Below are 22,324 nucleotides of genomic sequence, written 5' to 3'. Positions count from 1 at the left end.
ACACCGCCTCTGACCTGCGCAAACACCGACGAACAGGTGTGGACCCCAAAAAGATCAGCCAGTCCACCATCCACAGACCACGACGTGCTCCACGACACATCGGGGCCGATCCCGCAAGCCCCGTATCGCCGGATGGCCCGCCCGGTCACACGGGTCACGGGAGCGATCAGCCGGCGCGCTCGTAGCGGGCCCGCGCCCGCTCCTTGGCCTTGGCCGCCTCGACCTCGCGGTCCTTCGGCGGCGCATTGGTCACGAGGTGGTCGAGCAGGTGCTGGGTCACCTGCGCGATCTCCTCGACCGCCTCGTCGAAGGCGGCCTGGTTGGCCTGGCTCGGCTTCGTCGACCCGCTCACCTTGCGCACGTACTGGAGGGCGGCGGCGCGCACCTCGTCGGTCGTGGCCGGGGGCTCGAAGTTGTGCAGCTGTCGGATGTTTCGGCACATGCCATCCAGTCTCCTCCTGCCGACCGACAGGAGCACCCCCCTTCGCCGGTCACAAGGCATTTGGTCGCTGCCGGTGGGCTGGCGGACCATGGAGGACATGCCCATCACCGCGGCGGCGCCGCACCCCGTGACCACCCCTGCCCAGACGACGCTGATCCTGCGCGTGCTGACGGTGGCCACCTTCGTCGTGATCCTCAACGAGACGATCATGAACAACGCCATCCCGCGGCTCATGGACGACTTCGGCGTCGTCGAGACGTCCGCGCAGTGGCTGACGACCGCCTTCATGCTGACGATGGCCGTCGTCATCCCGATGACCGGCTGGATCATGCGACGCCTGGCGACGCGGCGCACCTTCGCCCTGGCGATGGGCCTTTTCACGGTCGGCACGACGATCGCCGCGGCCGCCCCGACCTTCGAGGTGCTCGTCGCCGCCCGCGTCGTGCAGGCCGGCGGCACCGCGGTGATGATCCCGCTGCTCATGACCACCCTCATGGACCTCGTGCCCGTCGCCGACCGCGGCCGCACCATGGGCAATGTCTCGCTCGTCATCGCCGTCGCCCCCGCGATGGGCCCGGCCGTCTCCGGGGTCCTGCTCGAGCTCGGCACGTGGCGGCTGATCTTCCTCGCCGTGCTGCCGATCGCCGCCGCCTCCCTCGCCCTCGGCCTGCGCCTGCTGCCCGACACCGGCGAGCGCGAGCACAGCCGCCTCGACCTGCCGAGCGTCGCCCTGGCGGTCGTCGGCTTCGGCGGCATCGTCTACGGCCTCTCGAGCCTCGGTGGCGGCCACGGCGGCGAAGGGGGTCCCGCTCCCGAGCCCGTCGTCGACCCCCTTCTCGCGGCCGGCGTCGCAGCCCTCGCCCTCGCGGTCTTCGCCTGGCGACAGCTGACCCTCGCCCGCACCAGCGACCCGCTCATGGACCTGCGCGCCTTCCGGCACCGCAGCTTCACCGGTGCCTTCGTCACGATGTGCCTCGGCTTCGCCGCGCTCATCAGCTCGGTCATCCTGCTGCCGATCCACCTCCAGCGCGGGCTGGGCCTGAGCACCCTCGAGACCGGGCTGCTGCTCATCCCCGGCGGCCTGGCCATGGGCCTGCTCGGGCCGTCGATCGGACGGCTCTACGACCGCATCGGCGCCCGACCCCTCGTCGTCCCCGGCGCGGTCGGCATGACCCTGTCGCTGACGCTCTTCGCCGTGCTGCTGCCGCACGTCGGCATGTGGACCGTGCTCGTCCTGCACGTGCTGCTCAGCCTCTCGCTCGCCCTGCTCTTCACCCCGCTCTTCACCGCGGGCCTGGGGTCGCTGCCGCACTCCCTGCACGCCCACGGGTCGGCGCTGCTCGGCTCCTCGCAGCAGGTCTTCGGCGCCGCCGGCACCGCGACGAGCATCGCCGTCATGTCCCTCGTCGCCGGGTCCGACCCGAGCACGGCCGAGCGCACCTCGGGCGTCCAGGCCGCCTTCGTCATGCTCGCGGTGGCCGCGGCGGTGAGCGTCGCGACCTGCCTCATGGTCAGCACACCGGTCGAGGACCCGGCCGACGAGTAGCCGCGGGGAGTGCGGGGTCCTTGCGAGGGCTACGCCCCTGACTCGTGCCGTGGATCATGATTCACGGCACGAGTCAGGGGCGTAGCGGCCCGCGCCGGCCCACCCTGCCGGGCCCCGGTCCCGGTCAGCGCATCCCGGGCACGAGCGACGGCGTGCGCCGCAGCAGCACCGCCAGCACCACGACGAGCAGCATGAGCACCACGGACAGCGCCACCGAGCCCGGCCAGCCGGCCCGGGTCCACGCGGCGCCGGAGGCGGTGCCGAAGACCGCGGACCCGAGGGAGTACGTGAAGAGGTACAGCGAGGCCGCCTGGCCGGCGCTCGTCCCGCCGAGGTGGGCCCGCAGCGGCACCCAGCCGCTCGCCACCCCGTGCACGGCGAAGAAGCCGATGACGAGCAGGCCCATCCCGGCGACGACGAGCGACAGCACGTCGGGCAGCGTGAGCAGCGCCCCGACGATCGCGACGGCCGCCCCGATCGGGATGACCGTGCGCCGGCCGTGACGGTCGGCGAGGTCGCCGAACCACGTCGAGCTGACCGTCCCCAGCGGGTAGACGAGGAAGACGAGGCTCGCCGCACCGATCCCCAGCGCGAAGGGGGGATCCGCCAGCCGGAAGCCGATGGTGTTGAAGAGCGCGACCATCGCCCCGAGCGAGCAGCCGCCGATGGCGTAGAGGGCGAGCAGCGCGGGGTCCGACAGGGCCCGTCGGGTCATCGCCGCCAGCGCACGCGGGTTGCCCGGCGCCGGCTCAAAGCCCCGCGAGGCCGGCAGTGCGAGCCGCACGAGGACCGCGCACGCCAGGCCGACGAGCACCGTCGCGGCGATGCCCCAGCGCCACCCGCCGCCCAGCTCCGCGCCGAATCCGGAGACGAGTCGGCCCGACATCCCGCCGAAGGCCGTGCCCCCGACGTAGAGCCCGGCGGCGCGCCCCTGGCTCGAGGGGTGCAGCTCCTCGCGCAGGTAGGCCGTGGCGACCGCGGGCAGCCCGGCGAGCGCGAAGCCGTCCGCAAAGCGCAGCGCGAGCAGCGCCTCCCAGGTCGGCGCGAGCGCCGAGGCGAAGCCGATGACGACCGAGGCCCCCAGCGAGAGGTGGATCAGGCGGGTGCGTCCGACGACGTCGGAGAGCGGACCGGCGATGAGCAACCCGGCGCCGATGCCGAACATCGCCAGCGACACGCTGAGGGTCGAGGCACCCGTCGAGACGTCGAAGTCGCGCCGCAGGTCGGGCAGCAGTGCTTGCGTCGAGTACAGCAGGGTGAAGGTCGCGAGTCCCGCCGCGAAGAGCGACCAGACGATCCGCCGGTAGCCGCTGCTGCCCGGCAGGTAGCCCTCGTGCCTCACGCCGACCCCCGGACCATCCGCGCGGGGATGTTGTGCCGGGTGACGACCTGCACCCCCGACGCGAGTGAGGTCGGCGCCCCCGGGACGAGCCGGTGGTGCTGGAGCACAGCGGTGATCGCGGCGCGCGCGTCCTCGCGCAGGTCGTGGTGGAGCACGAGGTCGATCTCGCCCGTGCGCAGCAGCCCGAGGTTGTCGGCGTCGAGGTCGTGCCCGACGTAGACCGAAGGGGGGACCCCCTTCGCGCGGAGCGTCGCGAGGATCGCCCGGTTGGCGCCTCCGACGGAGTACACCCCGAGGGGTGCCCTGACGTCCTGGAGCTCGGCGGCGACGACGGCCGCGGTCGCAGCGTCGAGCCCGTCGGCATCGGCGACCCGGCGCACCTCGACGTGCGGTGCGGTGGCGCTCATCTGCTCGACGAAGGCCTCGACCCGGGTCCGCTCGCCGACGAAGGAGGATCGGCTCAGCGTGACGAGGACGTTCGCGAGATCGCCTCTGCCCCAGTGCTGCACGAGGTGCGCGGCGGTGCGGCCGGCCGAGACGTGGTCCGGCCCGGCATAGGCGATGCGCCGCGATCCGTGCACGTCGGTGACGAGGGTGACCGCGGGGATCCCGCGGTCGGCGAGGTCGTCGATCGCGGCCGCGACGGCCGGCTCGTCGGGGACCTTGAGGAGCACGCCGTGGCTGGTCCGCCCCCTTCGCCCGATGCCCTCGAGCGTGGCGACGACGTCGTCGACCGTGCCCGACTCCCGCAGGTGGTAGCGGGCGCGCACGGCGGCCGGCCGCAGCCCGCTCAGCTGGGACTCCAGCGCCGCCGTGACCTCTCCGCTGAAGCGGTCGGGAGCCTGCATGACGACGTCGAGGACGAGCGAGCGGGCCCCCAGGCGCAGGGCGCTCGCCTGCCGGTCGAGCTCGGCGACCGCCTGCTCCACCGCGCGGACGGCGCGGGGACTGGCACCCGGCCGGCCGTGGAGGACCCGGTCGACGGTGGCCTCGGACAGGCCGGCCTGCTCGGCGATGTCGGCGACGCGGTGGCTGCGCACTCAGCCCCGCAGCGGTCGGGCCGCTCGGTCGTGGTGCGCGATCGAGGCGACGAGGAGGAACTGGGCGATCACATAGGTGAGCATGACGAGCACGCTGTGGAGCGGCAGCTCGACCCCACCGAAGGTGCGCAGCGCGATGAGCCCGTCGGAGACGAGGAAGACGACGGCGCCGACCGTCGCGACCCGGTCGAGCCCGGTCGCGAGGACGGCCATGGTGACGATGGCGGCCCCGTAGACGAGGACCGGCCAGATCGCTCCCGTGCGCAGCGCGGTGAAGACCAGCACGGCGAGCATCGCCACGACACAGGGGGCGACGAGGACCGGTCGGGTGCGCGCGATACTCCGGTCGACGAAGGGCAGGAAGGCTGCGGCATAGGCGATCTGGGCGAGCAGGAAGGGCACGACCATCGCCCAGAAGCCGGCGTCGCTGCCGTCCTCGAAGAAACGCGGGAGCGTGTCGCCGAGCCACGAGAGGCCGAGCGCCGCGAGGGCCAGGCGTGCGAGCTGCGACTTCGGGTCCGGGGTGGTGGTCCACAGCAGCCACGCGAGCACGGGCATGAGCAGCACCTGGGTGAGGTCGGCGAGCACACCCCCCGGGGCCACCGCCTGGGATGCCAGGTGGACGAGGGTGACGACCACGAGGGCGGCGAGCGCGGGCATGGCCCGAGCCTACGGCGACCCCGCTGGTGGAGGTGCGACGAAGGAGCCTCGACACCCGACGGTCTATCGTCGGGCCATGAGCCTCCTCGACGCCCCCATCGCCCGCCTCGACGGCACCCCCGGCACGCTGCGCGACCTCACCGGCGGCCGGCCTGCGCTCCTCGTCAACGTCGCCAGCAAGTGCGGCCTCACCCCGCAGTACACCGCGCTCGAGGCGCTGCACGAGGAGTACGCCGCGCAGGGGTTCACCGTCGTCGGGCTGCCGTGCAACCAGTTCGGCGGGCAGGAGCCGGGCACGGCTGAGGAGATCGCCGAGTTCTGCTCCGCCACCTACGGCGTGACCTTCCCGATGAGCGAAAAGGTCGAGGTCAACGGCCCCGGCCGCCACGCCGTCTACGCGGGCCTGGTCGACACCCCGGACGAGGCCGGCGAGAGCGGCGACATCCGGTGGAACTTCGAGAAGTTCGTCATCAGCGCGGACGGGACGCCGCTCGCCCGCTTCAGCCCGCAGGTCACGCCCGACGACGAGCGGGTGCTGACCTCCCTTCGCTCCGCCATCGGCTGAGTGGACGCGACGGAGCAGCCGGCCGAGACCATCGACGGCGGCGACCTGTCCTGCGCGCGGCTGCTCGTCCTGCTGCGCGCGCGGGTCACCGAGCTGCCCGCCGACAGCATCGTGCACCTGAGCACCACCGACCCGGTGGCGCCCATCGACCTGCCGGCGTGGTGCCGGATCACCGGCCACGACTACTTGGGCGTCGCCGAGCCCGGCCCGCCCCCGGTCTACGCGGTGCGGGTGGGGGCCAGCCCGGTCGAGACCCGACCGGACCGGCCGTGGCACCCCATTGACCCCACGATTTCCGGGTGACCCGAGAAACCCGCGGTTCGCAAGGGTTTGAAACTCTTGCGAACCGCGGGTTTCTCTTGCTGAGCGCGAAGGGGGGTCAGCCGCGGGCCGACTCCCGGGCGTTGGACGGACGACCCCACGGCCCGGTGATCGCAAAGGTGCGGCCCGGGTCGCCCTGGATGTTGGCGAAGAGGGTCGTGCCCGCAGCGTCGAAGGTCGGGCCCGCCCACTCGCTGTCGTCGACGAGGTTGAGCGCGAGGCGGTAGGCCTTGCCCTGGTCGGTGACGCCGATGAGCTGCGAGGCGCCCTCGCCGTCCTCGGCGAGGACGAGCCCACCGTGGGGCGAGACGGTGATGTTGTCCGGGCCGTCGACGCCGGCGCCGTCCTCGTTGACCGCGAAGATCGTCGTCAGCGTGATCGTCTGCTTGCGGGGGTCGAAGAACCACACCTGGCCGTCGTGCTCGTGGAGCGAGCCGTCGTCGCTGCGGGCATAGCTCGAGACGACGTAGACGCCGCCGTCGCCCCACCACTGACCCTCGAGCTTGCGCGCGCGGGTCACCTCGTCGTCGGCGAGCTGCTCACGGATCGGGGTCGCCCGGGCGTCGCGGTCGGGGACCTCGACCCAGCGCACGGTGTAGGTGGTGTTGGTCTTCGTCGCCTTCGAGAGGTCGGTGACGTGGGTGCCGTTGCGCTCGAAGGCGACGAGCGCCTCGAGGGTGCCGACCTCGACAGCGCCATCGGCCGCGAGCGCGTGGAGTGCGCCCTTGCCCTGGCGGTAGCCGGCGGGCGGGGTCCAGCGGTAGAAGAGGCCGTTGGGCTCGTCGGCGTCCTCGGTGAGGTAGATCCGGCCGGTCGCCTCCTCGACGACGGCGGCCTCGTGCTCGAAGCGCCCGAGGAACTTCAGCGGGATGTTGGCCTTGCCGATGTTGGCCGTCTGGCTGGTCGGGTCGACCTCGAAGACGTAGCCGTGGTCCTGCTCGAAGGTGTAGGTGACGCCGTCGTCCTCGTGGGTGCCGGCGCGCTCGTCGGTCTCCTCGCAGGTCAGCCACGTGCCCCACGGCGTGATGCCGCCGGCGCAGTTGTCGACGGTGCCGGCCACGGAGGTGTAGTGCTCGAGCACGGTGTTGTCGGCGTCCACGACGAGGGTGGAGGTTCCCCCCTTCGCCCCGCGGTCGTAGACCAGTCCGTCGACGTGCGGGACGGCGCCGTCGTCGGCACCACCGATCTCGTGGTTGCAGACGATCGTCGAGCCGCCGCCGGCACGGGCGAAGGCACCCATCGCGTCCTGGCTGCCGGCCACGGCGTAGCCGCCGACCGTGGTCGTGCCGGACTCGGCGAGGACCGTGTAGCTGAAGCCCTCCGGCAGGGCGAGCAGCTCACCAGCGGGACGAAGGGGGCCGTAGCCGGCGGCCAGGCGGGTGGTCTGCGCGGCGGTGGCGTGCGCGGCGAAGGGGGCCGAGCTGCCGGCGACCAGCAGGCCGAGGGCGCCGGCGGAGCCGCCGAGCAGGGTGCGGCGGTCGAGGGGGGCGGGGGTGGACATAAGGACTCCTGGGATCGGTCGAGGGGACGCCCGCAGTCCAGCAAGCAGGTGTTCGCCCGGGGCGACCCTCACGGGTCCCCCGGGCGAACGGTGGGTGAAACGTCGGCGCTCAGGCGGCGAGCAGCGCGTCGAGCTGGCTGACCGCGGACGTCGAGCCCTCGACGACGCCCATGTCGAGCACCTTCTGCATGTCGTCGGCGGACTCCCAGGTGGAGGTGTTGACCATCCGGGCGCCACCGTCGACCGCGACGAACTCGACGACCATCGTGGAGGTCGGGGCGGTGTCGACGGGGTTGCCATCGGCGTCGGCGAAGTAGTCACGCAGCTCGAGGCGGCGCGGCTCGTCGACGGCGACGACGGTCCAGCCGCCGGGGAACTTCTCCCCCTCGGGGCTGGTCATGTGGTAGCTCACGGTGCCGCCGGGGGTGAGGTCGTGCTCGGTCACGGTGGCCGGGTAGCCCTCGGGACCCCACCACTGCTCGAGCTGGCGCGGGTCGGCCCACACCTGCCAGAGGCGCTCGACGCTGACGGGGAACTCGGTCGTCATGACGAGGGTGCGGGTGTCGAGGTCGGTGGTGACGTCGATGATGGGCATGGTGATCTCCTTGGTGGCTCGTGCAGCCTGGGTCATGCGGTGGGGGTGGTGCTGTCGTTGGCCAGCAGGGCGTCGATCCCCGCGACCCGGCCACGCCACACGGCCTCGAGCTCGGCGAGCAGGGCACCGACGGCACGCACGGCCTCGACGTCCCCGCTCGCCAGCGACTCTCGTCCGCTGCGGCGCTTGGTGATCAGCCCCGCGCGCTCGAGCACCGCCACGTGCTTCTGCACGGCGGCGAAGCTCATCGGGTAGTCGGCGGCCAGGGCGGACACCGAGTGCTCCCCCGCCAGCACGCGACGCAGGATGTCCCGCCTCGTGCTGTCGGAGAGCGCGTGGAAGAAGGCGTCTGCCCTCTCCTCGTCCGTCGGTGCCACGGCTCCAACGTACAACCAGATGGTTGTACGTTGTCAACCCTCAGTCTGCATTGCCCTACGGCAATGCAGACCCCGGCCGCATTGCCCTACGGCAATGCAGACTCGGAGGCGCGGCGGTTGAGGTAGCGCTGCTCGGGGATGCTCTGGGTGCGGCTGGCCGCGAGCAGGTATGCGGCACGGGCTTCTTCGCGTCGACCGGCCCGCTCGAGCAGGTGGGCGTGGACGGCGTGCACCCGGTGCCCTCGTGCGAGCGCCGGGTCCTCGAGCAGCGGCTCGAGCGCGACCAGACCGGCTGCCGCCCCCTGCGCCATCCCGACGGCCGCGGCGAGGTTGAGCTCGACGACCGGCGAGGGCGCGATGCGCAGGAGCATCCGGTAGAGGACGACGACCTGCTCCCAGTCGGTATCCGCCGCGGTCGGCGCCTCGCCGTGGACCGCCGCGATCGCCGCCTGCAGCTGGAAGGGCCCGACCGCCCCGCGCACCAGCGCCTCCTCGACGAGGCGCACGCCGCGCGCGATCGCACCGTGGTCCCACAGCGAGCGGTCCTGGGCGTCGAGCGGGACGAGGTCGCCAGCGGCGTCCGCTCGTGCCGCCGAGCGCGCGTGGTCGATCAGCAGCAGGGCGAGCAGGCCGGCGGTCTCGGGATCACGCGGCAGCGCCCGGTGGAGCCGCTCGGCGAGGCGCAGCGCCTCGCGCTGGAGGTCGACGTCGACGAGCGCGTCGCCGGCGGCGCTCGTGTGGCCGGCGGTGAAGGCGAGGTAGACGACGTGCCGCACCGCGTGCAGGCGCGCCACGGCGTCCTCCTGCGTCGGCGGGGCGAAGGGAGCCTCGCTCGCCCTGATCGTCGCCTTGGCCCGGCTGATCCGCTGCGCCATCGTCGCCTCGGGCACGAGGAAGCAGGCCGCGACCTGCGCGGTCGTCAGGCCGGCGACGGCCCGCAGGGTGAGCCCCACCCGGGTGGCATCGGACAGGTCGGGGTGGGCGCAGAGCATCGCCATCCGCAGGGTGTCGTCATCGACCGGCGACCCGTCGACGAGGCCTCCGGGGTCGCCGACGGCGGCCCTGCTCCCTTCGAGCAGCGGTGCGGCGGAGCGGGACTCGCCCTCCTCCCGGCGCTCACGGGCACCCGCGGAGCGCTGGGCGTCGATGAGCCGGCGGGAGGCCACCCGGACGAGCCACGCCTTCGGGTCGTCGGGCCGGCCCTCGCGCGGCCACTGCTCCGCCGCGGCGAGCAGCGCCTCCTGGACCGCGTCCTCGCAGGCCCCGAAGTCGCCGCTGCGCCGCAGCAGGGCGGCAAGGACGTCGGCGGTGTACTCCCGCCAGACGTCCTCGGCCCCGGTCACTGCTCCTCGCCGCCGGGCCACATCGTCGGACGGATCTCGATGGTCTCGCCGGGGCCGGCGAAGGCCCGGCCCAGCTCCTCGGCCCGCTCCCGGTCGGCGACGTCGACGAGGAAGAAGCCGGCGAACTGCTCCTTGGTTTCGGCGTAGGGCCCGTCGGTGGCGATCGGCTCGCCGTCGGCCCAGCGGTAGAGCCGCGCCGTCGCCGGGTCACCGAGGGCCTCACCGCCGAGGAGCTCGCCCGCCTCCTGCATCTCGGTGAGCAGCTGCTCGAAGTCGCGCTCCATCTGCTCGCGCTGCTGCGCCGGCAGCGCCTGGTGTGCGGCGACGAAGTCGCCCGTGGGGTGCCCCCAGGGCTGGGGCGTGGAGTGGACGAGGATGACGAACTTCATGATGCTGCCTCCTGCCGCCGGGGCGGCCTCGGGATGCGGCCTGCTGGCCATGACACCACGGACGTCGGAGCCGCGGGGCGCGCCTCGACATCCTCCCCCACCCCGCTCCCTGAGGAGCTTGCGCAGCAAGCGTCTCGAAGGGTGCCGGAAGGTTTTCGCTCACCTCGTCGTTCCCCCACCCGATGACTGCCGATGCCGCCGCCGAGACCGCCCGCCTCATCGCCCTCGGGGTCCACGACCTCGCCGGCCTCAACGCCACCGCCTTCGCCGACCTCGTCCCCGACGCCCCGGAGGGTGACGGCGTGCTCGTGGTCTCCCCTTCGCTCGTGCCGGCGTCAGACCTCGCCCCGCTGCTGACGAAGGGGGACCAGCCCGGGTTCGTCGTGACGGACATGACCGACCTGGCCGACTTCGTGCCGCTGCCCGATGAGGTCGTGCCCGATGCACCGCTCTACTGGATCACCGACATCGAGCGCGGTGACGAGATGGCGGGCTGGTCACCCGACGAGGCGCTGCCGGCGATCCGCGAGCGCGGCCGCCACCCGCTCACGGTGAGCGAGGGCATCAGCTGGCTGCTGCAGGAGCCGGAGCGGCTCGAGCGCAACCGGTGCTTCATGACGATCGCCTCCCGCAAGCCGAAGGCCAAGGGCCTGGACGCCCGCACCCCCGCCATCTGGATCAGCAACGGCACCGGCCGCGACGGGCGTGAGCGCAAGGGCGCGCCCAAGGTCGGCTGGTGCTGGGCGGGCAACCGGCACACCTGGCTGGGCTTCGCCTCGGCGGCCGCCCGCCACTGAGGGCGTGCACAACAGGTCGTCCTCGTGCATCTCATGGCACTCGCAGCCACGTCCGCGCCTCAGGACGACCTCTTGTGCACGCTCGGTCAGCCAGCGTTGGCGGCGTTGGCAACGATCGCGTCGTGCAGCCACTGCGCCGTGCCGGGCTCGATCTGCTCGTAGTGCTCGGTGAAGCGCGGGTCCGACAGGTACATCTGCGCCAGGCAGACCTGGAACTCGTGCGTGCAGTCGTAGTACTGCCCGATGCTCGCGCGGTGCTCCTCGGCCAGCCCCGCCGCGCGGTCGCCGTCGACGGCCACGCCCTCGCGGACCGCGGCACCCAGGCGCGACTCGAAGTCCTCGACCTGCTCCTTGACGCGGGACCAGTCCTCCTTGGTCCAGTGGGCCGTGCGCTCCTGGGACTGCTTCCACATGTCCGTGTCGCCCCAGCGGCGCTCCGCCTCGTCCTGGTACTCCTCCTGGTAGCCGTCGCCGAAAAGCTCCTTGAGGTCCTCGGTCGTCGCGGGCTGGTTGTCCATCTCTGCCTCCAGTCGTCGGTCGATCGCGTCGACCAGGTCGGACATCTGCGCCAACCTGGCCCTGACCTCCTCGCGCTGCCGCCGCAGGTGGTCGATCACCTCGGCACCGTCGGCGTCGAGCAGCTCACCGATCTCCTCGAGGCTGAAGTCCAGCCGCCGGTAGACGACGATCGTGCTCAGCCGCTGCAGGTCCTCACCGGTGTAGAGCCGGTAGCCCGCCGGAGTGCGCTCGCTCGGGTGCAGCAGCCCGACCTCGTCGTAGTGGTGCAGCGTCCGCACCGTCACGCCGAAGGTCTCGGCCACCTGCCCCACCGTGAACGCCTCCATGAGGCCAGTGTGCGCGTTGGTCATGGGATGAGCGTGGTGCCTCACGTCGCGTGAGGGTCAAGCCCCACCCTTCGAGGCTCGGCCGCGAGCGGCCTCGCACCTCAGGGAGCGTTGGGCGAGGTGGGGGCAGCCCCCCTTCGCCCTGGGGTGCCCGGCCCATGGTGGCCGGTCGCGCCGATCCATAGCGTCGAAGACCATGACGACGCCCACCCTCGCCCCCTCTGCGCCGCCGGCCGCACCCCGGTCCGGGCTGCACACCGCGCTGCTGTGGCTGACCCGACTGGTCATGCTGCCGCAGGCGATCGCCTTTGTGCTGCAACCGATCTCGATCGGCTCCTTCCTCCAGGGGACGTGGGCGGCGCTCGACGTGCACCTCATCACCGGCGGGATCCTCGTCGTCGTCACGTGGATGACGGGGGTGTGCGGCCTGGCCCTCGGAGTCGTCGGTCGGCACTGGTGGCTGGTCGCGGCCTCGGTGGCCCTCGGGTTCCTCACGACGATGCAGGTGGCGCTCGGCTCGACCCGCCTCCTCGTCCTGCACGTCCCGCTCGGCGTCGCCCTCGTGGCGCTCGCCCTGTGGCTGGCGATCTGGCCGTGGACCCGCGGCGCGAGGGGGGTGCGACGATGAGCCTGTCCCGTCGCCAGCTCTTCGGCCTCTCCGGCGGCATCGTCTCTGGCGTCGCCCTCACCGCCTGCGGCATCGCGATGACCTCGCCGGGCGGGTCCACCGGGACCCTCCTCACGAGCTCGGTCCCCCTGCCGCGACCCTTCAGCACGGACCTGCCGCGGCTGACCCCCCTTCGTCCTGATCGTGACGGTCGGGCGCGAGTGACGGTGCGGCGCAAGGGAGTCGAGATCCTGCCCGGGCGCACGACGGAGATCGCCGGCTACGACGGCCTCTTCCCCGGACCCACCATCGAGGCGACGAAGGGGGCCCCGCTGCACCTGACCGTGGCCAACGAGCTCGACGTCCCGATCGTCAACCACCTGCACGGCGGCGTCGTGCCGCCGGAGCACGACGGCTATCCGACGGACTTCGTCCAGCCGAGCGCCTCGCGGGTCTACGAGTACCCGCTCGACCAGCGCGCGGCGACACTCTGGTACCACGACCACGCGATGGACCTCACGGGACCGAATGTCTACGCCGGCATGGCCGGGGCCTTCGTGCTGCGCGACCCGGCCGAGGAGGACGTCGGACTGCCGCGAGAGGAGCGCGAGCTGACCCTCGTGATCACCGACCGGAGCTTCGGTGACGACGCGGAGCTGGTCTACCCGGTGACCGACGGCGTCATCGACTCGCGCTACCACGGCGGCCTGCTCGGCGACGTCATGCTCGTCAACGGAGCGCCCTGGCCGCGGACCGACGTCGACGCCGCCCGCTACCGACTGCGGATCCTCAACGCCTGCAACGCCCGTCGGCTCGAGCTGGCCCTCGACCCCGGCGGTGACCTCGTCCAGGTCGCCACCGACCTCGGCCTGATGACCCGTCCGCACCGACGCTCCACCCTCACGCTCGCACCGGCCGAGCGCGCGGACGTCGTCGTCGACTTCTCGGACCACGAGGTCGGCTCTCAGGTGACCCTCGTCAACCGTCTCGACGACGGGGCGATGGGTGAGGTCCTGCGCTTCGACGTGGCGCGCCGGGCGAAGGACGACTCGCGCGTGCCCTCACGGCTGGCGAGCATCGAGCGGCTCGACCCGGCCGACGTCGTCGTCACGCGCGACTTCAAGCTCTCGCTCGGCGCGCGTGGTCAGGGGCACGGGTCGCACGGGTCGAGCGGTGGCAGCACGGGCAGTGGCAGCAGCGGCGGGGGTCGCGACGGCAGCGGCGGCGGCAACCTCGCGATGTGGACGGTCAACGACCAGCCCTACCGGCCGGGGGTCGACATCGCCCGACCCCGCCTCGGGACCCTCGAGAGGTGGCGCTTCACGACCGACGTGCACCACCCGGTGCACGCGCACCTCGTGGGCTTCCAGGTCGAGCAGGACGGCGCGCCGGTCTGGAAGGACACGATCGACGTCGGCCCGACCTCGCGCGCCGAGGTGCTCGTGCCGATCGAGGGCTATCGCGGGCGCTACGTCCTGCACTGTCACAACCTCGAGCACGAGGACCGGATGATGATGGCCGATTTTTCGGTGGTGTGAGGCCCTGCGTCACACCACGGGCAGCACGTCCGTGTGGGTGAAGTCGTCTCCCTTGAAGAGCAGGGGCTCTCCCGTCGTGGCGGCCAGGGCATAGGCGAAGCAGTCGCCGAAGTTGAGCCCGGCCGCGTGCCCGGACCCCTTGCCGTAGTCGCGGTAGGCCGCTCGCGCAGCGCTGACCTGCTGCTCGTCCACCGGCACCACGTCGAGGCGCAGGTCGGCCACGAGTCGGTCGAGGCGTCGAGAGGTCCGCAGGGGCTGGCGCGCGTCGAGGACGATCGAGGCCTCGAGGAGCGACCCGGCGGAGATGCGTGGCGAGGGCTCGTCGAGCAGCACCTCCAGGTAGCGGCGGGCCTCGGGCTCACCGTCGTGGATGCAGACGAGCACCGACGTATCGACGATCACGCCGGCAGCCCACGGTCGTCGTAGAGCTCCTCCTGGATCTGCGCGGTCCGGGCACGGTCCGCGTCCGTCGTGTCGGACTCGATCTCGTCCATGAGACGCAGCAGCCGCCGGCGGCGGGCGTCGTCGTCATCGGCCGCCCGCAGCGCCTCCAGCCTGCGCTGCAGAGCCTCCTCGATCGCGCTCGTCTGCGTGGTGCCCGTGCGCTGCGCGACCTCCCTCGCGAGGTCATGGACACGCTGGTTCTTGATGTTCAGACCCATCGTCGACTCCCTTCTACCCTCAGGTCCACCAATCTACCCGCGGTGTCGTGCGACCGCACTCACCCGGGGCCTTCTGAGGGGTTTTTGAGGTCTTTTGACCCTTACGCGGCCCGGCCGGACAGTGAAGGCTGGAGCGCATGACACCGACGTCCACCCCCTTCGCCGGACGGCTGCGGCAGGCCGACTGCCGGGTCGAGGACCTGCGTGAGCTCCTCGAGACCCAGCCCGACCCGCAGCTGGCCTTCACCGATCGCATCGAGCAGCAGGTGCCGGTCTACGACGCGGCCACCCTGCGGGCGGCCATCGGCACCGAGGAGGGTTGTGCCGCAGTCGAGTCCGAGCTGGCGCACGTCCTCGCCGACGGACCCGGCATCTTCGTCATGACCGGCGCGCTGGCCCACCCCGTCGTCGACCGCGTGTCCGCGGCCTTCGAGGAGATCATCACCACCGAGCGGGCGAAGGGGGGCGAGGTCGGCGACCACTTCGCCGCCGGCGGCGTCAACGACCGCATCTGGAATGCCCTCGAGAAGCTCGCGGTCGACCACCCCGAGGACTTCGTCGACTACTACAGCGACGACCTCATCGCCCTCGCCGCCCGCGCCTGGCTCGGCCCCGGATACCAGGTGACCAGTCAGGTCAACGTCGTCAACCCCGGTGGTGTCGGGCAGACCGTGCACCGCGACTACCACCTCGGCTTCGCCTCGCCGGAGGTCACCGAGCGCTACCCCGCGCACGTGCACGCCCTCTCCTCCGTGCTCACCCTCCAGGGCGCGATCGCCCACTGCGACATGCCGATCGAGACCGGGCCGACCCTCTACCTGCCGCACTCGCAGAAGTACCCGCACGGTTACCTCGCCTACTGGCTCGACGAGTTCCAGGAGTACTTCACCCGGCACCACGTGCAGCTGCCGCTGGCGAAGGGGGATGCCGTCTTCTTCAACCCCGCGCTCTTCCACGCCGCCGGGTCCAACACGACGAGCGACGTGCGCCGCGTGGCCAACCTGCTGCAGATCAGCTCGGCCTTCGGCCGCGCCATGGAGGCTGTGGACCGCGAGCGCGTGGTCACCGCGATCTACCCGACGCTCCTGTCCCGCAAGGCTGCTGGGCACGACGTCGACCACGCGGTGAGCGCGAGCGCGGAGGGCTACGCCTTCCCGACCAACCTCGACCTGGACCAGCCGGTCGACGGCATGTCGCCCCCTTCGCAGGCCGACATCGTGCGGCAGGCTCTGGCCGACGGCGCCTCGCCCGCCGACCTCACCACCCGACTCGCCGGGCATGCCGCCGCCCGCCGCACCTCCTGAAGGAGCCCGATGCAGCAGCTGCTCACCGACAAGATCGTCCTCGTCGCGGGAGGCACGTCCGGCGTCGGCGCCGGCATCGCCCGCGCCGCCGTCCGCGAGGGCGCGACCGTCGTCGTCTCCGGGCGCCGACCGGAGCCGGGCGAGGCCCTGGCGGCCGAGCTGGGCGAGCGCGCGAGCGCCGTGACCGGCGACGTCTCCGACCCCGAGCAGGCGAAGGGAGTCGTCGCCGCGACCATCGAGCGGCACGGCCGCGTCGACTGCCTCGTCAACTGCGCCGGACTCACCGACCGCGGCTCGGTCCTCGACACCACGCCCGAGCTCTTCGACGCGCACATCGCGACCAACCTGCGCGGCCCCTTCTTCACCATGCAGGCCGCGATCGCCGACATGACCGCACGCTCGGCGCCGGGCACGATCGTCAACATCGCGAGCATCAGCGCCCAGGGCGGCCAGCCCTATCTCGCGCCCTATGTCGCCGCAAAGGCCGGCCTGCTCGGCCTGACGAAGAACGTCGCCCACGCCCACCGCTTCGACCGCATCCGGGTCAACGCGCTCAACATCGGGTGGACGCAGACCGCGGGCGAGGACGCGACGCAGCGCCGGTTCCACGACGCCGGCGACGACTGGGTGGAGCAGGCCAACGCCCGCCTGCCCATGGGCAAGCTCGGGCAGGTCGACGAGATCGCGGACGCGGTCGTCTTCCTGCTCTCGGACCGCAGCGGAGTCGTCACCGGCTCCGTCATCGACTGGGACCAGCAGGTCATCGGAGGACAGGACTGAGATGCGCATCGGACTCATCGGACTCGGGCGCATCGGCGCCTTCCACGCCGACACCCTCGCGGGGCTCGACCACGTCGACGAGCTCGTCGTCACCGACCCGGTCGCCGCGGCCGTCGAGGCCGTCACCGGCCGGATCGGCAAGGCCACCGCGGTCGTCGACCCCGACGCCCTGCTCGCGTCGGGCGTCGACGGCGTCGTCATCGCGGCGGCCACCAATGCCCACGCCGACCTCATCCGCGCGGCCGTGGCGAAGGGGGTCCCGACCTTCTGCGAGAAGCCGGTCGCCGGCACGATCGCCGAGTCGCTCGCCGTCGAGGCCGCCGTCGCAGGCAGCGACGTGCCGGTCCAGATCGGCTACCCGCGCCGCTTCGACCCGGCCTTCGTCGCCGCGCGTGACGCGGTGCGCTCCGGCGAGCTCGGGCGGGTGACGACGGTCCGCTCGACGACTCTCGACCCGGCCCCGCCACCGGCCGCCTACCTCGCGGTGAGCGGTGGCATCTTCCGCGACTGCTCCGTGCACGACCTCGACGCGGTGCGCTGGGTGACCGGCCAGGAGGTCGTCGAGGTCTACGCCACCGGCGCGGTCGACCCCGATGCCCCGGCGCAGATGTACGCCGCCCACGGCGACCACTCCACCGTCTCGGCGCTGCTCACCCTCTCCGACAGCACCATCGGCGTCGTGTCCAACACCCGCACCAATGGCCGCGGCTACGACGTGAGGTTGGAGGTCCACGGCGTGGCCGATGCCGTCGCCGCGGGACTCGACGAGGGGCTCCCCCTTCGCTCGACGACGCCGGGCGCGACCTGGCCCGCGGGCCCGGCCCACGGGTTCTTCATGGACCGGCTTGCCGAGGCCTTCCGCATCGAGCTCGGCGTCTTCACCCGCGTCGCCGCCGGAGAGGTCGACAACCCCTGCACCGTCACCGACGCCATGGGCACCGCTTGGGCCGCCGAGGCCGCGACGCTGTCGCTGGCCGAGCACCGGCCCGTGACGATCGACGAGGCGCGCGCCGCCGCCGGCGCCTGAGTCACCGCAGCGAGCCCTGAGTCACCGCAGGGAGCGAAGGGCGACCCCCGGGTCCGCGAGTGCCGCGGGGTCGGGGGTCGCTCGCGTCGCGATGAGCTGCTCGGCGACGCGGATGTCCTTGGCGACGACCGGGCCGCGGCCGAGCGAGGTGGCCGCGACGAGCCGCCCACCGGCATCGAGCCCGAAGTGGATCAGCGAGCCGTCAGCGCGCTCGCGCACGACCTCGGTGACAGCGGTCGTCGGCAGGCCGGCCGTCTGGAGCATCTCGTCGTACTGGTCGGACCAGAACCACGGGACGGCGACGTGCGGCTCCTGCCCGCCGGTCATCGAGGCGGCGACGGTGACCGCCTGGTCGTGGGCGCTGCGCCAGGACTCGACGCGCACACGGTGACCGCTGCGGGCGTCGGGGAAGGCCGCGCAGTCGCCGGCCGCCCAGATCCGCGGGTCGCTCGTCCGCAGCTGCTCGTCGACGACGATGCCGTCCTCGACGAGCAGCCCTGCGGCAGAGGCGATCTCGGTGTGCGGTGCGGCACCGACCCCGGCGACGACGGCGTCCACCTCGAGGCCCTCGCCGGTGGACAGGGCTGCGCGCAGACCCTCGGCGTGCCGCTCCACCGAGGTCACGGTCGTACCCGTGCGCACCGTCACCCCGTGCTCGGCGTGGAGGGCGACGACCCTGTCGGCGACGACCGGCGGCACCATCCGGGCCAGGGCCCGGTCGGCGGCCTCGACGACGACGACCTCCATGCCCCGCTCCCGGGCACCCGCAGCGATCTCGAGCCCGATGAAGCCGGCCCCGACGACGAGGAGCCGACCCCCTCGGCGCACGAGGTCGCGCAGCGTCGCGGCATCGGCGTGGGTGCGCAGGTAGTGCACGTGGTCCAGGCCCAGCCGGCGGGGCCCGGCGCCGGTCGCGAGCACGAGCCGGTCGTAGGGCACGGGGCCGTCGGTCGTCTCGACGGTCCGCCCCTCGCGGTCGATGGCGGTGACCTCCACCCCGAGACGAAGGGAGATCCCCGCCTCCGCGAGCGCCTCCTCGGTCCACGGGTGGACGAGCTCGGGGTCGTCGGCGGCGAGGGCTGCCTTGGACAGCGGCGGGCGCTCGTAGGCGATGACCTCCTCGCGGCCGAGCAGGGTGATCTCGCCGGTGAAGCCGCGCTCGCGCAGCGCCATCGCCGCCCGGGTGCCGCACTCGCCGGCCCCGACGACGACGACCTGCTCCGGCCCGCGCGTGCTCTCGCTCATGTCCCGACCTTCGCACAGGGCCCGGCGGCGGTCACGCGATCTTCACCCGGCCGAGCTCCTGGGTGCAGCGGGTGAGGGCGACGTAGAGGCCATTCCACCCGCGCGGCTCGGCGACGATGCCGTCGGGGTCGACGACGAGGGCGGCGTCCCACTCCAGCCCCTTGGCCTGGGTGGCGGACATGACGATCGCGTCGGGGCCGAGCGCTGCGGCGAGGTCGGCGACCTGCTCGACCGGCGCGACGACGCCGACCGAGCCGCCTGCCCAGCGCTCGAGGAGCGCGGCGTGCTCGGTCGCGACGGTGGCGGCGAGGTCGTCCGCAGGCACGCTGCGCAGCCACGGCTCGACCCCGCTGCTGCGCACCGCCCGCGGCGGCTCGTTGGTGCTGCCGGCGGCTTCGAGGACCGGCCCGGTGAGCTCCATGACCTCGCGCGGGGTGCGGTAGCAGATCGTCAGGTCGGCGCGACGCCACCGGTCGGTGAGCACCTCGCCGACGGCGCCCTCCCAGGTCGTGTGGGCGTGCGGCGCCTCGGTCTGGTCGATGTCGCCCACGGCGGTGATCGAGTAGGCAGGGCAGCGGCGCGCGACCATCTGCCACTCCATCGCGGAGAGCTCCTGCGCCTCGTCGACGACGACATGCCCGTAGACCCAGTCCCGCTGTGCCGCAGCACGATCGGCGGTGAACTCGCCCTGCCGCTCGCGCTGCTCCGCCTCACCGAGGAGGTCGGCGAGCGCGTCGAGGAGCGCGATGTCGCTGGGGGCGAAGGGGGCCGGCTCGGCGGCCACGAGGTCGCGCTCGGCATCGGTCAGGCCCGGTGCCCCGGCGAGGGCGGCACGGTCCGCGAGCAGCCCGCGCAGCTCGTCGGCCGGGTCCCGGTCCGGCCAGCGGAGCGCCAGCCGGGCGGCGATGCCGGGATCGGCCTCGATCCGCTGCCGCAGCCCCTCGACCTCGTCCTCGCTGAGCTCGCCGTCGACCGAGCCGCTCGAGCCCTGGGTCCGCGCGCCGCGGTCGTCCTGGCGGGCCAGGCTCTTGTCCACGCGGTCAAGGATCTCCTCGAAGCCCTCCTCCGCCGAGGCCAACAGCTCGACCGCGCGGTCGGCGACGAGCTCGGTGAGCACGTCGACGAGCTGAGCGGTGAGCACCCGCCGGGCGTGGTGGTAGGAGCGTCCCGACAGCGCGCCGCGCTGCAGCCGCTCGATCCCCTCGGCCGGCACGACGTGGTCCTCGCCGTCCCAGTGGAGCGTCAGGTCCGAAGGGGGCGGCACCAGCCCGGCCACGTGGTCGGCGAGCGCGCGCTGCCACAGCGCCCGGCCCTTGATCTCCGCGAGGGTGCGACTCTCCCTTCGCTCCGGTCGGACACCGGGGACGAGACTCTCGCAGGTCGCGGCGACGACCGCGGTCTCGCCGAGGGCGGGAAGCACCTGGCCGATGTAGTCGAGGAACCGCTGGGACGGCCCGAGGACGAGGACACCCGAGCGGGCGAGCTGAGGGTGCGCGAAGAGCAGGTAGGCGACGCGGTGCAGCGCGACGACGGTCTTGCCCGTGCCCGGACCACCCTGGACGACGAGAGCGCCTCGCGCGTCGGCCCGCACGATGTCGTCCTGCTCGCGCTGGAGCGTGGCGACCGCCGTGCCCATCCGGCCGGTGCGGCGCTCGTCGAGCGCTGCGAGCAGCGCGCCCTCACCGACGAGGTCACCGTCGGTCGACCCGTCGAGGAGCTCGTCGTCGACGCCAACGACCGTGCTGCCTTCGCTGCGGATGTGCCTGCGCCGCGACTGCCCCTGCGGCGCAACGGCGGTCGCGGTGTAGAAGGGGCGGGATGCCTCGGCCCGCCAGTCGACGACGAGGGGGTCCGCGTCGTCGTCGGCCGACGGCACACCGACCCGGCCGACCCGCAGCACGTCGCCGTCGCGGCTGTCGAGCCGCCCGAAGACCAGTCCCTGCTCGGCCTGCGTCAGCTCGTGCAGCCGGGTCTGCGTCGAGCGCATCGCCGCCGCGACCACCGAGCCCTCCTCGGCGCTGCCCCTCAACCGCTGCTCGAGCTCTGCCTGGATCTCGAGGCGGCGCACGTGTGCCGCGTCGAGTGCCTCCTGCTCCTCACCGATCGCGTCCTGCCCGGTCATCTGGTCGGTCCTGCCTGCGGTCACGCGGTCCCCCGTCGTCGAGTGCGGCCCTGTCCAACGCACCCGGGACAGGGATGTGTTCCCGCGGACAGGACGTCGTCCCCCTTCGAGCGGGTCCGCTGACAGACTGGAGCCGGACACCGACGTCACCCAGGAGGACCCCGTGAGCTCCATCCCGCCCGAGGACATCGAGACCCAGGGCCACGCCGGCCTGCTCATCGGCTCGCAGTGGAGCCCCCCTGCCGATCCGACGTGGGTGGCTGTCATCGCCCACGGCTACGGCGAGCACGTCGGGCGCTACCAGTGGGTGGCCGAGCGGCTCACCGCCGACGGCGCAGTCGTCTACGCGCACGACCACATCGGCCACGGACGCAGCGAGGGCGAGCGAGTGCTCGTCGACGACTTCGAGGGTGTCGTCGACGACCTGCACCTGCTCGTGCAGCGCGCGCACGAGGAGCAGCCCGACCTGCCGCTCGTGCTCATCGGGCACTCGATGGGCGGCATGATCGCCGCCCGCTACACCCAGCGCCACCCCGAGACGCTCACGGCAACGGTGCTCTCCGGCCCGGTGCTCGGCTCCTGGGAGCCGACCGCCCTGGCCGACCTCGACGAGATCCCGCCGACGCCGATCGACATCACCACCCTCAGCCGCGAACCCGACGTCGGCCGCGCTTACGAGGCCGACGAGCTCGTCTGGCACGGCGACTTCAAGCGCCCGACCCTGCTCGCGCTGCGCGCCTGCCTCGAGGCGATCACCCGCGGTGGGCGCCTCACGGTCCCGACGATCTGGCTGCACGGCGCCGACGACCAGCTCGTGCCGATCGACCGCTCCGACGAGGGCTGGGCGCACATCGCCCCTGACGGCGCCCTCTCGAAGCGCTACCCCGGCGCCCGCCACGAGATCTTCAACGAGACCAACCGCGAAGAGGTCCTCGACGACGTCCTCGCCTTCGTGCACGAGCACATCGGCTGATCGGGGTTCCCGGCGAGGCGGGCGGCCGGGATACCCGCGGATGGCCGGGATATCCGGAGATGGCCGAGCAATTGCGCGGTCATTGTCCGACATCCCGGCCGTCTCAGCTCTTCCCGGCCCTCCGCTCGAAGGGGGAACCGCCGGCCTGCTCGAGCGGCTGGCGGCCTGAACGGCGTTGATGTCACCTGGTCCCCCGGAGAGGGGCTACCAGGTGACACCAACGACGCCAGGTGGCGCCAACGCCGCCGGCCAGGCACCCCCTTCGTCCGGGTGGAGGTATCCGCGACCGGATAGGCGGTCGCT

24 protein-coding genes are annotated in these 22,324 nt (G+C 72.8%); 10 read left to right on the top strand and 14 right to left on the bottom strand.

Annotated elements, in window-relative coordinates; genetic code table 11:
• Positions 1-166 precede the first annotated feature (166 nt).
• On the bottom strand, positions 167-442 hold the full coding sequence (locus B9B60_RS09285) for a DUF2277 domain-containing protein (RefSeq protein WP_072625968.1): 276 nt from the start codon (positions 440-442) through the stop codon (positions 167-169).
• Positions 443-539: 97 nt separating this feature from the next.
• Here B9B60_RS09285 and B9B60_RS09280 point away from each other — a divergent pair, with 97 nt between their 5' ends.
• Entirely contained in the window at positions 540-1,988 is a 1,449-nt protein-coding gene (locus B9B60_RS09280; RefSeq protein ID WP_084451170.1) for a DHA2 family efflux MFS transporter permease subunit, read from the top strand.
• Between the two features lie 124 nt (positions 1,989-2,112).
• Here the strand turns inward: B9B60_RS09280 and B9B60_RS09275 are convergent, their stop codons facing one another.
• The 3 genes from B9B60_RS09275 to B9B60_RS09265 are packed head-to-tail and all read right to left on the bottom strand — an operon-like array spanning position 2,113 to position 5,030.
• On the bottom strand, positions 2,113-3,330 hold the full coding sequence (locus tag B9B60_RS09275; protein ID WP_084451122.1) for an MFS transporter: 1,218 nt from the start codon (positions 3,328-3,330) through the stop codon (positions 2,113-2,115).
• Entirely contained in the window at positions 3,327-4,370 is a 1,044-nt protein-coding gene (locus B9B60_RS09270) for a LacI family DNA-binding transcriptional regulator (protein WP_084451120.1), read from the bottom strand. The genes B9B60_RS09275 and B9B60_RS09270 overlap by 4 nt, the downstream gene beginning before the upstream one ends.
• Positions 4,371-5,030, bottom strand: coding sequence for a lysoplasmalogenase family protein (locus tag B9B60_RS09265; protein WP_084451114.1), 660 nt, complete (start codon positions 5,028-5,030; stop codon positions 4,371-4,373).
• Between the two features lie 76 nt (positions 5,031-5,106).
• On the opposite strand from B9B60_RS09265, the gene B9B60_RS09260 reads away from it, so the two are divergent.
• Both B9B60_RS09260 and B9B60_RS09255 read left to right on the top strand, forming a co-directional pair.
• Positions 5,107-5,595 (top strand): glutathione peroxidase, encoded by a 489-nt coding sequence (locus B9B60_RS09260; RefSeq protein WP_084451112.1) that lies wholly within the window; start codon positions 5,107-5,109, stop codon positions 5,593-5,595.
• Complete coding sequence (locus B9B60_RS09255; RefSeq protein ID WP_084451110.1) at positions 5,596-5,898, top strand: sulfurtransferase TusA family protein; 303 nt, start codon at positions 5,596-5,598, stop codon at positions 5,896-5,898.
• A 76-nt stretch (positions 5,899-5,974) separates the two neighbouring features.
• Here B9B60_RS09255 and B9B60_RS09250 read toward each other — a convergent pair whose 3' ends face one another.
• The 5 genes from B9B60_RS09250 to B9B60_RS09230 all read right to left on the bottom strand — a co-directional run bounded on the left by B9B60_RS09250 (position 5,975) and on the right by B9B60_RS09230 (position 10,121).
• A complete protein-coding gene (locus tag B9B60_RS09250) occupies positions 5,975-7,417 on the bottom strand; it encodes an alkaline phosphatase PhoX (protein WP_084451108.1) in 1,443 nt (480 codons plus the stop codon).
• A gap of 109 nt (positions 7,418-7,526) precedes the next feature.
• Positions 7,527-8,012, bottom strand: a complete 486-nt coding sequence (locus B9B60_RS09245) for an SRPBCC family protein (RefSeq protein WP_072626392.1) — start codon at positions 8,010-8,012, stop codon at positions 7,527-7,529.
• 32 nt (positions 8,013-8,044) lie between these two features.
• The gene (locus B9B60_RS09240; protein WP_072625976.1) at positions 8,045-8,389 is read right to left on the bottom strand and encodes an ArsR/SmtB family transcription factor; all 345 of its coding nucleotides are present in this window, start codon (positions 8,387-8,389) and stop codon (positions 8,045-8,047) included.
• An 86-nt stretch (positions 8,390-8,475) separates the two neighbouring features.
• Entirely contained in the window at positions 8,476-9,732 is a 1,257-nt protein-coding gene (locus B9B60_RS09235; RefSeq protein ID WP_084451107.1) for an RNA polymerase sigma factor, read from the bottom strand.
• A complete protein-coding gene (locus B9B60_RS09230) occupies positions 9,729-10,121 on the bottom strand; it encodes a YciI family protein (RefSeq protein WP_072625978.1) in 393 nt (130 codons plus the stop codon). Before B9B60_RS09230 ends, B9B60_RS09235 begins: the two co-directional genes overlap by 4 nt.
• A gap of 182 nt (positions 10,122-10,303) precedes the next feature.
• On the opposite strand from B9B60_RS09230, the gene B9B60_RS09225 reads away from it, so the two are divergent.
• Positions 10,304-10,918, top strand: coding sequence for a DUF5701 family protein (locus B9B60_RS09225; RefSeq protein WP_084451105.1), 615 nt, complete (start codon positions 10,304-10,306; stop codon positions 10,916-10,918).
• An 86-nt stretch (positions 10,919-11,004) separates the two neighbouring features.
• On the opposite strand, the gene B9B60_RS09220 is transcribed toward B9B60_RS09225, so the two are convergent.
• Positions 11,005-11,787 carry a MerR family transcriptional regulator gene (locus B9B60_RS09220; RefSeq protein WP_234993818.1) on the bottom strand — a complete coding sequence of 261 codons (783 nt, stop codon included), beginning with the start codon at positions 11,785-11,787 and terminating at the stop codon, positions 11,005-11,007.
• A gap of 172 nt (positions 11,788-11,959) precedes the next feature.
• Between B9B60_RS09220 and B9B60_RS09215 the strand changes: the two genes are divergently transcribed.
• Both B9B60_RS09215 and B9B60_RS09210 read left to right on the top strand, forming a co-directional pair.
• Positions 11,960-12,391 carry a hypothetical protein gene (locus B9B60_RS09215; RefSeq protein WP_084451101.1) on the top strand — a complete coding sequence of 144 codons (432 nt, stop codon included), beginning with the start codon at positions 11,960-11,962 and terminating at the stop codon, positions 12,389-12,391.
• Positions 12,388-13,908 carry a multicopper oxidase family protein gene (locus B9B60_RS09210; protein ID WP_084451168.1) on the top strand — a complete coding sequence of 507 codons (1,521 nt, stop codon included), beginning with the start codon at positions 12,388-12,390 and terminating at the stop codon, positions 13,906-13,908. Before B9B60_RS09215 ends, B9B60_RS09210 begins: the two co-directional genes overlap by 4 nt.
• Before the next feature lie 9 nt (positions 13,909-13,917).
• On the opposite strand, the gene B9B60_RS09205 is transcribed toward B9B60_RS09210, so the two are convergent.
• Together B9B60_RS09205 and B9B60_RS09200 are read right to left on the bottom strand one after the other, a co-directional pair.
• On the bottom strand, positions 13,918-14,310 hold the full coding sequence (locus B9B60_RS09205) for a type II toxin-antitoxin system VapC family toxin (protein WP_084451100.1): 393 nt from the start codon (positions 14,308-14,310) through the stop codon (positions 13,918-13,920).
• A complete protein-coding gene (locus B9B60_RS09200; protein WP_084451097.1) occupies positions 14,307-14,570 on the bottom strand; it encodes a type II toxin-antitoxin system VapB family antitoxin in 264 nt (87 codons plus the stop codon). The genes B9B60_RS09205 and B9B60_RS09200 overlap by 4 nt, the downstream gene beginning before the upstream one ends.
• Positions 14,571-14,707: 137 nt before the next feature.
• On the opposite strand from B9B60_RS09200, the gene B9B60_RS09195 reads away from it, so the two are divergent.
• Genes B9B60_RS09195 through B9B60_RS09185 form a run of 3 tightly spaced genes read left to right on the top strand, consistent with a single transcriptional unit; the run spans position 14,708 to position 17,681 of the window.
• The gene (locus B9B60_RS09195) at positions 14,708-15,874 is read left to right on the top strand and encodes a phytanoyl-CoA dioxygenase family protein (protein WP_084451096.1); all 1,167 of its coding nucleotides are present in this window, start codon (positions 14,708-14,710) and stop codon (positions 15,872-15,874) included.
• A 9-nt stretch (positions 15,875-15,883) separates the two neighbouring features.
• The gene (locus B9B60_RS09190) at positions 15,884-16,654 is read left to right on the top strand and encodes an SDR family oxidoreductase (protein WP_084451094.1); all 771 of its coding nucleotides are present in this window, start codon (positions 15,884-15,886) and stop codon (positions 16,652-16,654) included.
• Position 16,655: 1 nt separating this feature from the next.
• Positions 16,656-17,681 carry a Gfo/Idh/MocA family protein gene (locus tag B9B60_RS09185; protein WP_084451092.1) on the top strand — a complete coding sequence of 342 codons (1,026 nt, stop codon included), beginning with the start codon at positions 16,656-16,658 and terminating at the stop codon, positions 17,679-17,681.
• A 21-nt stretch (positions 17,682-17,702) separates the two neighbouring features.
• On the opposite strand, the gene B9B60_RS09180 is transcribed toward B9B60_RS09185, so the two are convergent.
• Entirely contained in the window at positions 17,703-18,926 is a 1,224-nt protein-coding gene (locus tag B9B60_RS09180) for an NAD(P)/FAD-dependent oxidoreductase (protein ID WP_084451090.1), read from the bottom strand.
• Between the two features lie 31 nt (positions 18,927-18,957).
• On the bottom strand, positions 18,958-21,072 hold the full coding sequence (locus tag B9B60_RS09175) for a HelD family protein (RefSeq protein WP_234993817.1): 2,115 nt from the start codon (positions 21,070-21,072) through the stop codon (positions 18,958-18,960).
• Between the two features lie 139 nt (positions 21,073-21,211).
• On the opposite strand from B9B60_RS09175, the gene B9B60_RS09170 reads away from it, so the two are divergent.
• A complete protein-coding gene (locus B9B60_RS09170) occupies positions 21,212-22,021 on the top strand; it encodes an alpha/beta hydrolase (RefSeq protein WP_084451086.1) in 810 nt (269 codons plus the stop codon).
• Positions 22,022-22,324: the final 303 nt, after the last annotated feature.

Source organism: Janibacter indicus (assembly GCF_900176385.1).
Taxonomy (GTDB): domain Bacteria; phylum Actinomycetota; class Actinomycetes; order Actinomycetales; family Dermatophilaceae; genus Janibacter; species Janibacter indicus.
Note: the sequence above shows the minus strand (reverse complement) of the source record. Positions and strands in the feature narration are given on the sequence as shown.

Excerpts from the sequence above, each read along its gene's own strand:
- B9B60_RS09220 (WP_234993818.1), bottom strand. The coding sequence starts at position 11,787 with ATGACCAACGCGCACACTGGCCTCATGGAGGCGTTCACGGTGGGGCAG.
- B9B60_RS09195 (WP_084451096.1), top strand. The coding sequence starts at position 14,708 with ATGACACCGACGTCCACCCCCTTCGCCGGACGGCTGCGGCAGGCCGAC.
- B9B60_RS09180 (WP_084451090.1), bottom strand. The coding sequence starts at position 18,926 with ATGAGCGAGAGCACGCGCGGGCCGGAGCAGGTCGTCGTCGTCGGGGCC.
- B9B60_RS09245 (WP_072626392.1), bottom strand. The coding sequence starts at position 8,012 with ATGCCCATCATCGACGTCACCACCGACCTCGACACCCGCACCCTCGTC.
- B9B60_RS09260 (WP_084451112.1), top strand. The coding sequence starts at position 5,107 with ATGAGCCTCCTCGACGCCCCCATCGCCCGCCTCGACGGCACCCCCGGC.
- B9B60_RS09190 (WP_084451094.1), top strand. The coding sequence starts at position 15,884 with ATGCAGCAGCTGCTCACCGACAAGATCGTCCTCGTCGCGGGAGGCACG.
- B9B60_RS09225 (WP_084451105.1), top strand. The coding sequence starts at position 10,304 with ATGACTGCCGATGCCGCCGCCGAGACCGCCCGCCTCATCGCCCTCGGG.
- B9B60_RS09185 (WP_084451092.1), top strand. The coding sequence starts at position 16,656 with ATGCGCATCGGACTCATCGGACTCGGGCGCATCGGCGCCTTCCACGCC.
- B9B60_RS09230 (WP_072625978.1), bottom strand. The coding sequence starts at position 10,121 with ATGAAGTTCGTCATCCTCGTCCACTCCACGCCCCAGCCCTGGGGGCAC.
- B9B60_RS09200 (WP_084451097.1), bottom strand. The coding sequence starts at position 14,570 with ATGGGTCTGAACATCAAGAACCAGCGTGTCCATGACCTCGCGAGGGAG.
- B9B60_RS09285 (WP_072625968.1), bottom strand. The coding sequence starts at position 442 with ATGTGCCGAAACATCCGACAGCTGCACAACTTCGAGCCCCCGGCCACG.
- B9B60_RS09210 (WP_084451168.1), top strand. The coding sequence starts at position 12,388 with ATGAGCCTGTCCCGTCGCCAGCTCTTCGGCCTCTCCGGCGGCATCGTC.
- B9B60_RS09280 (WP_084451170.1), top strand. The coding sequence starts at position 540 with ATGCCCATCACCGCGGCGGCGCCGCACCCCGTGACCACCCCTGCCCAG.
- B9B60_RS09265 (WP_084451114.1), bottom strand. The coding sequence starts at position 5,030 with ATGCCCGCGCTCGCCGCCCTCGTGGTCGTCACCCTCGTCCACCTGGCA.
- B9B60_RS09215 (WP_084451101.1), top strand. The coding sequence starts at position 11,960 with ATGACGACGCCCACCCTCGCCCCCTCTGCGCCGCCGGCCGCACCCCGG.
- B9B60_RS09250 (WP_084451108.1), bottom strand. The coding sequence starts at position 7,417 with ATGTCCACCCCCGCCCCCCTCGACCGCCGCACCCTGCTCGGCGGCTCC.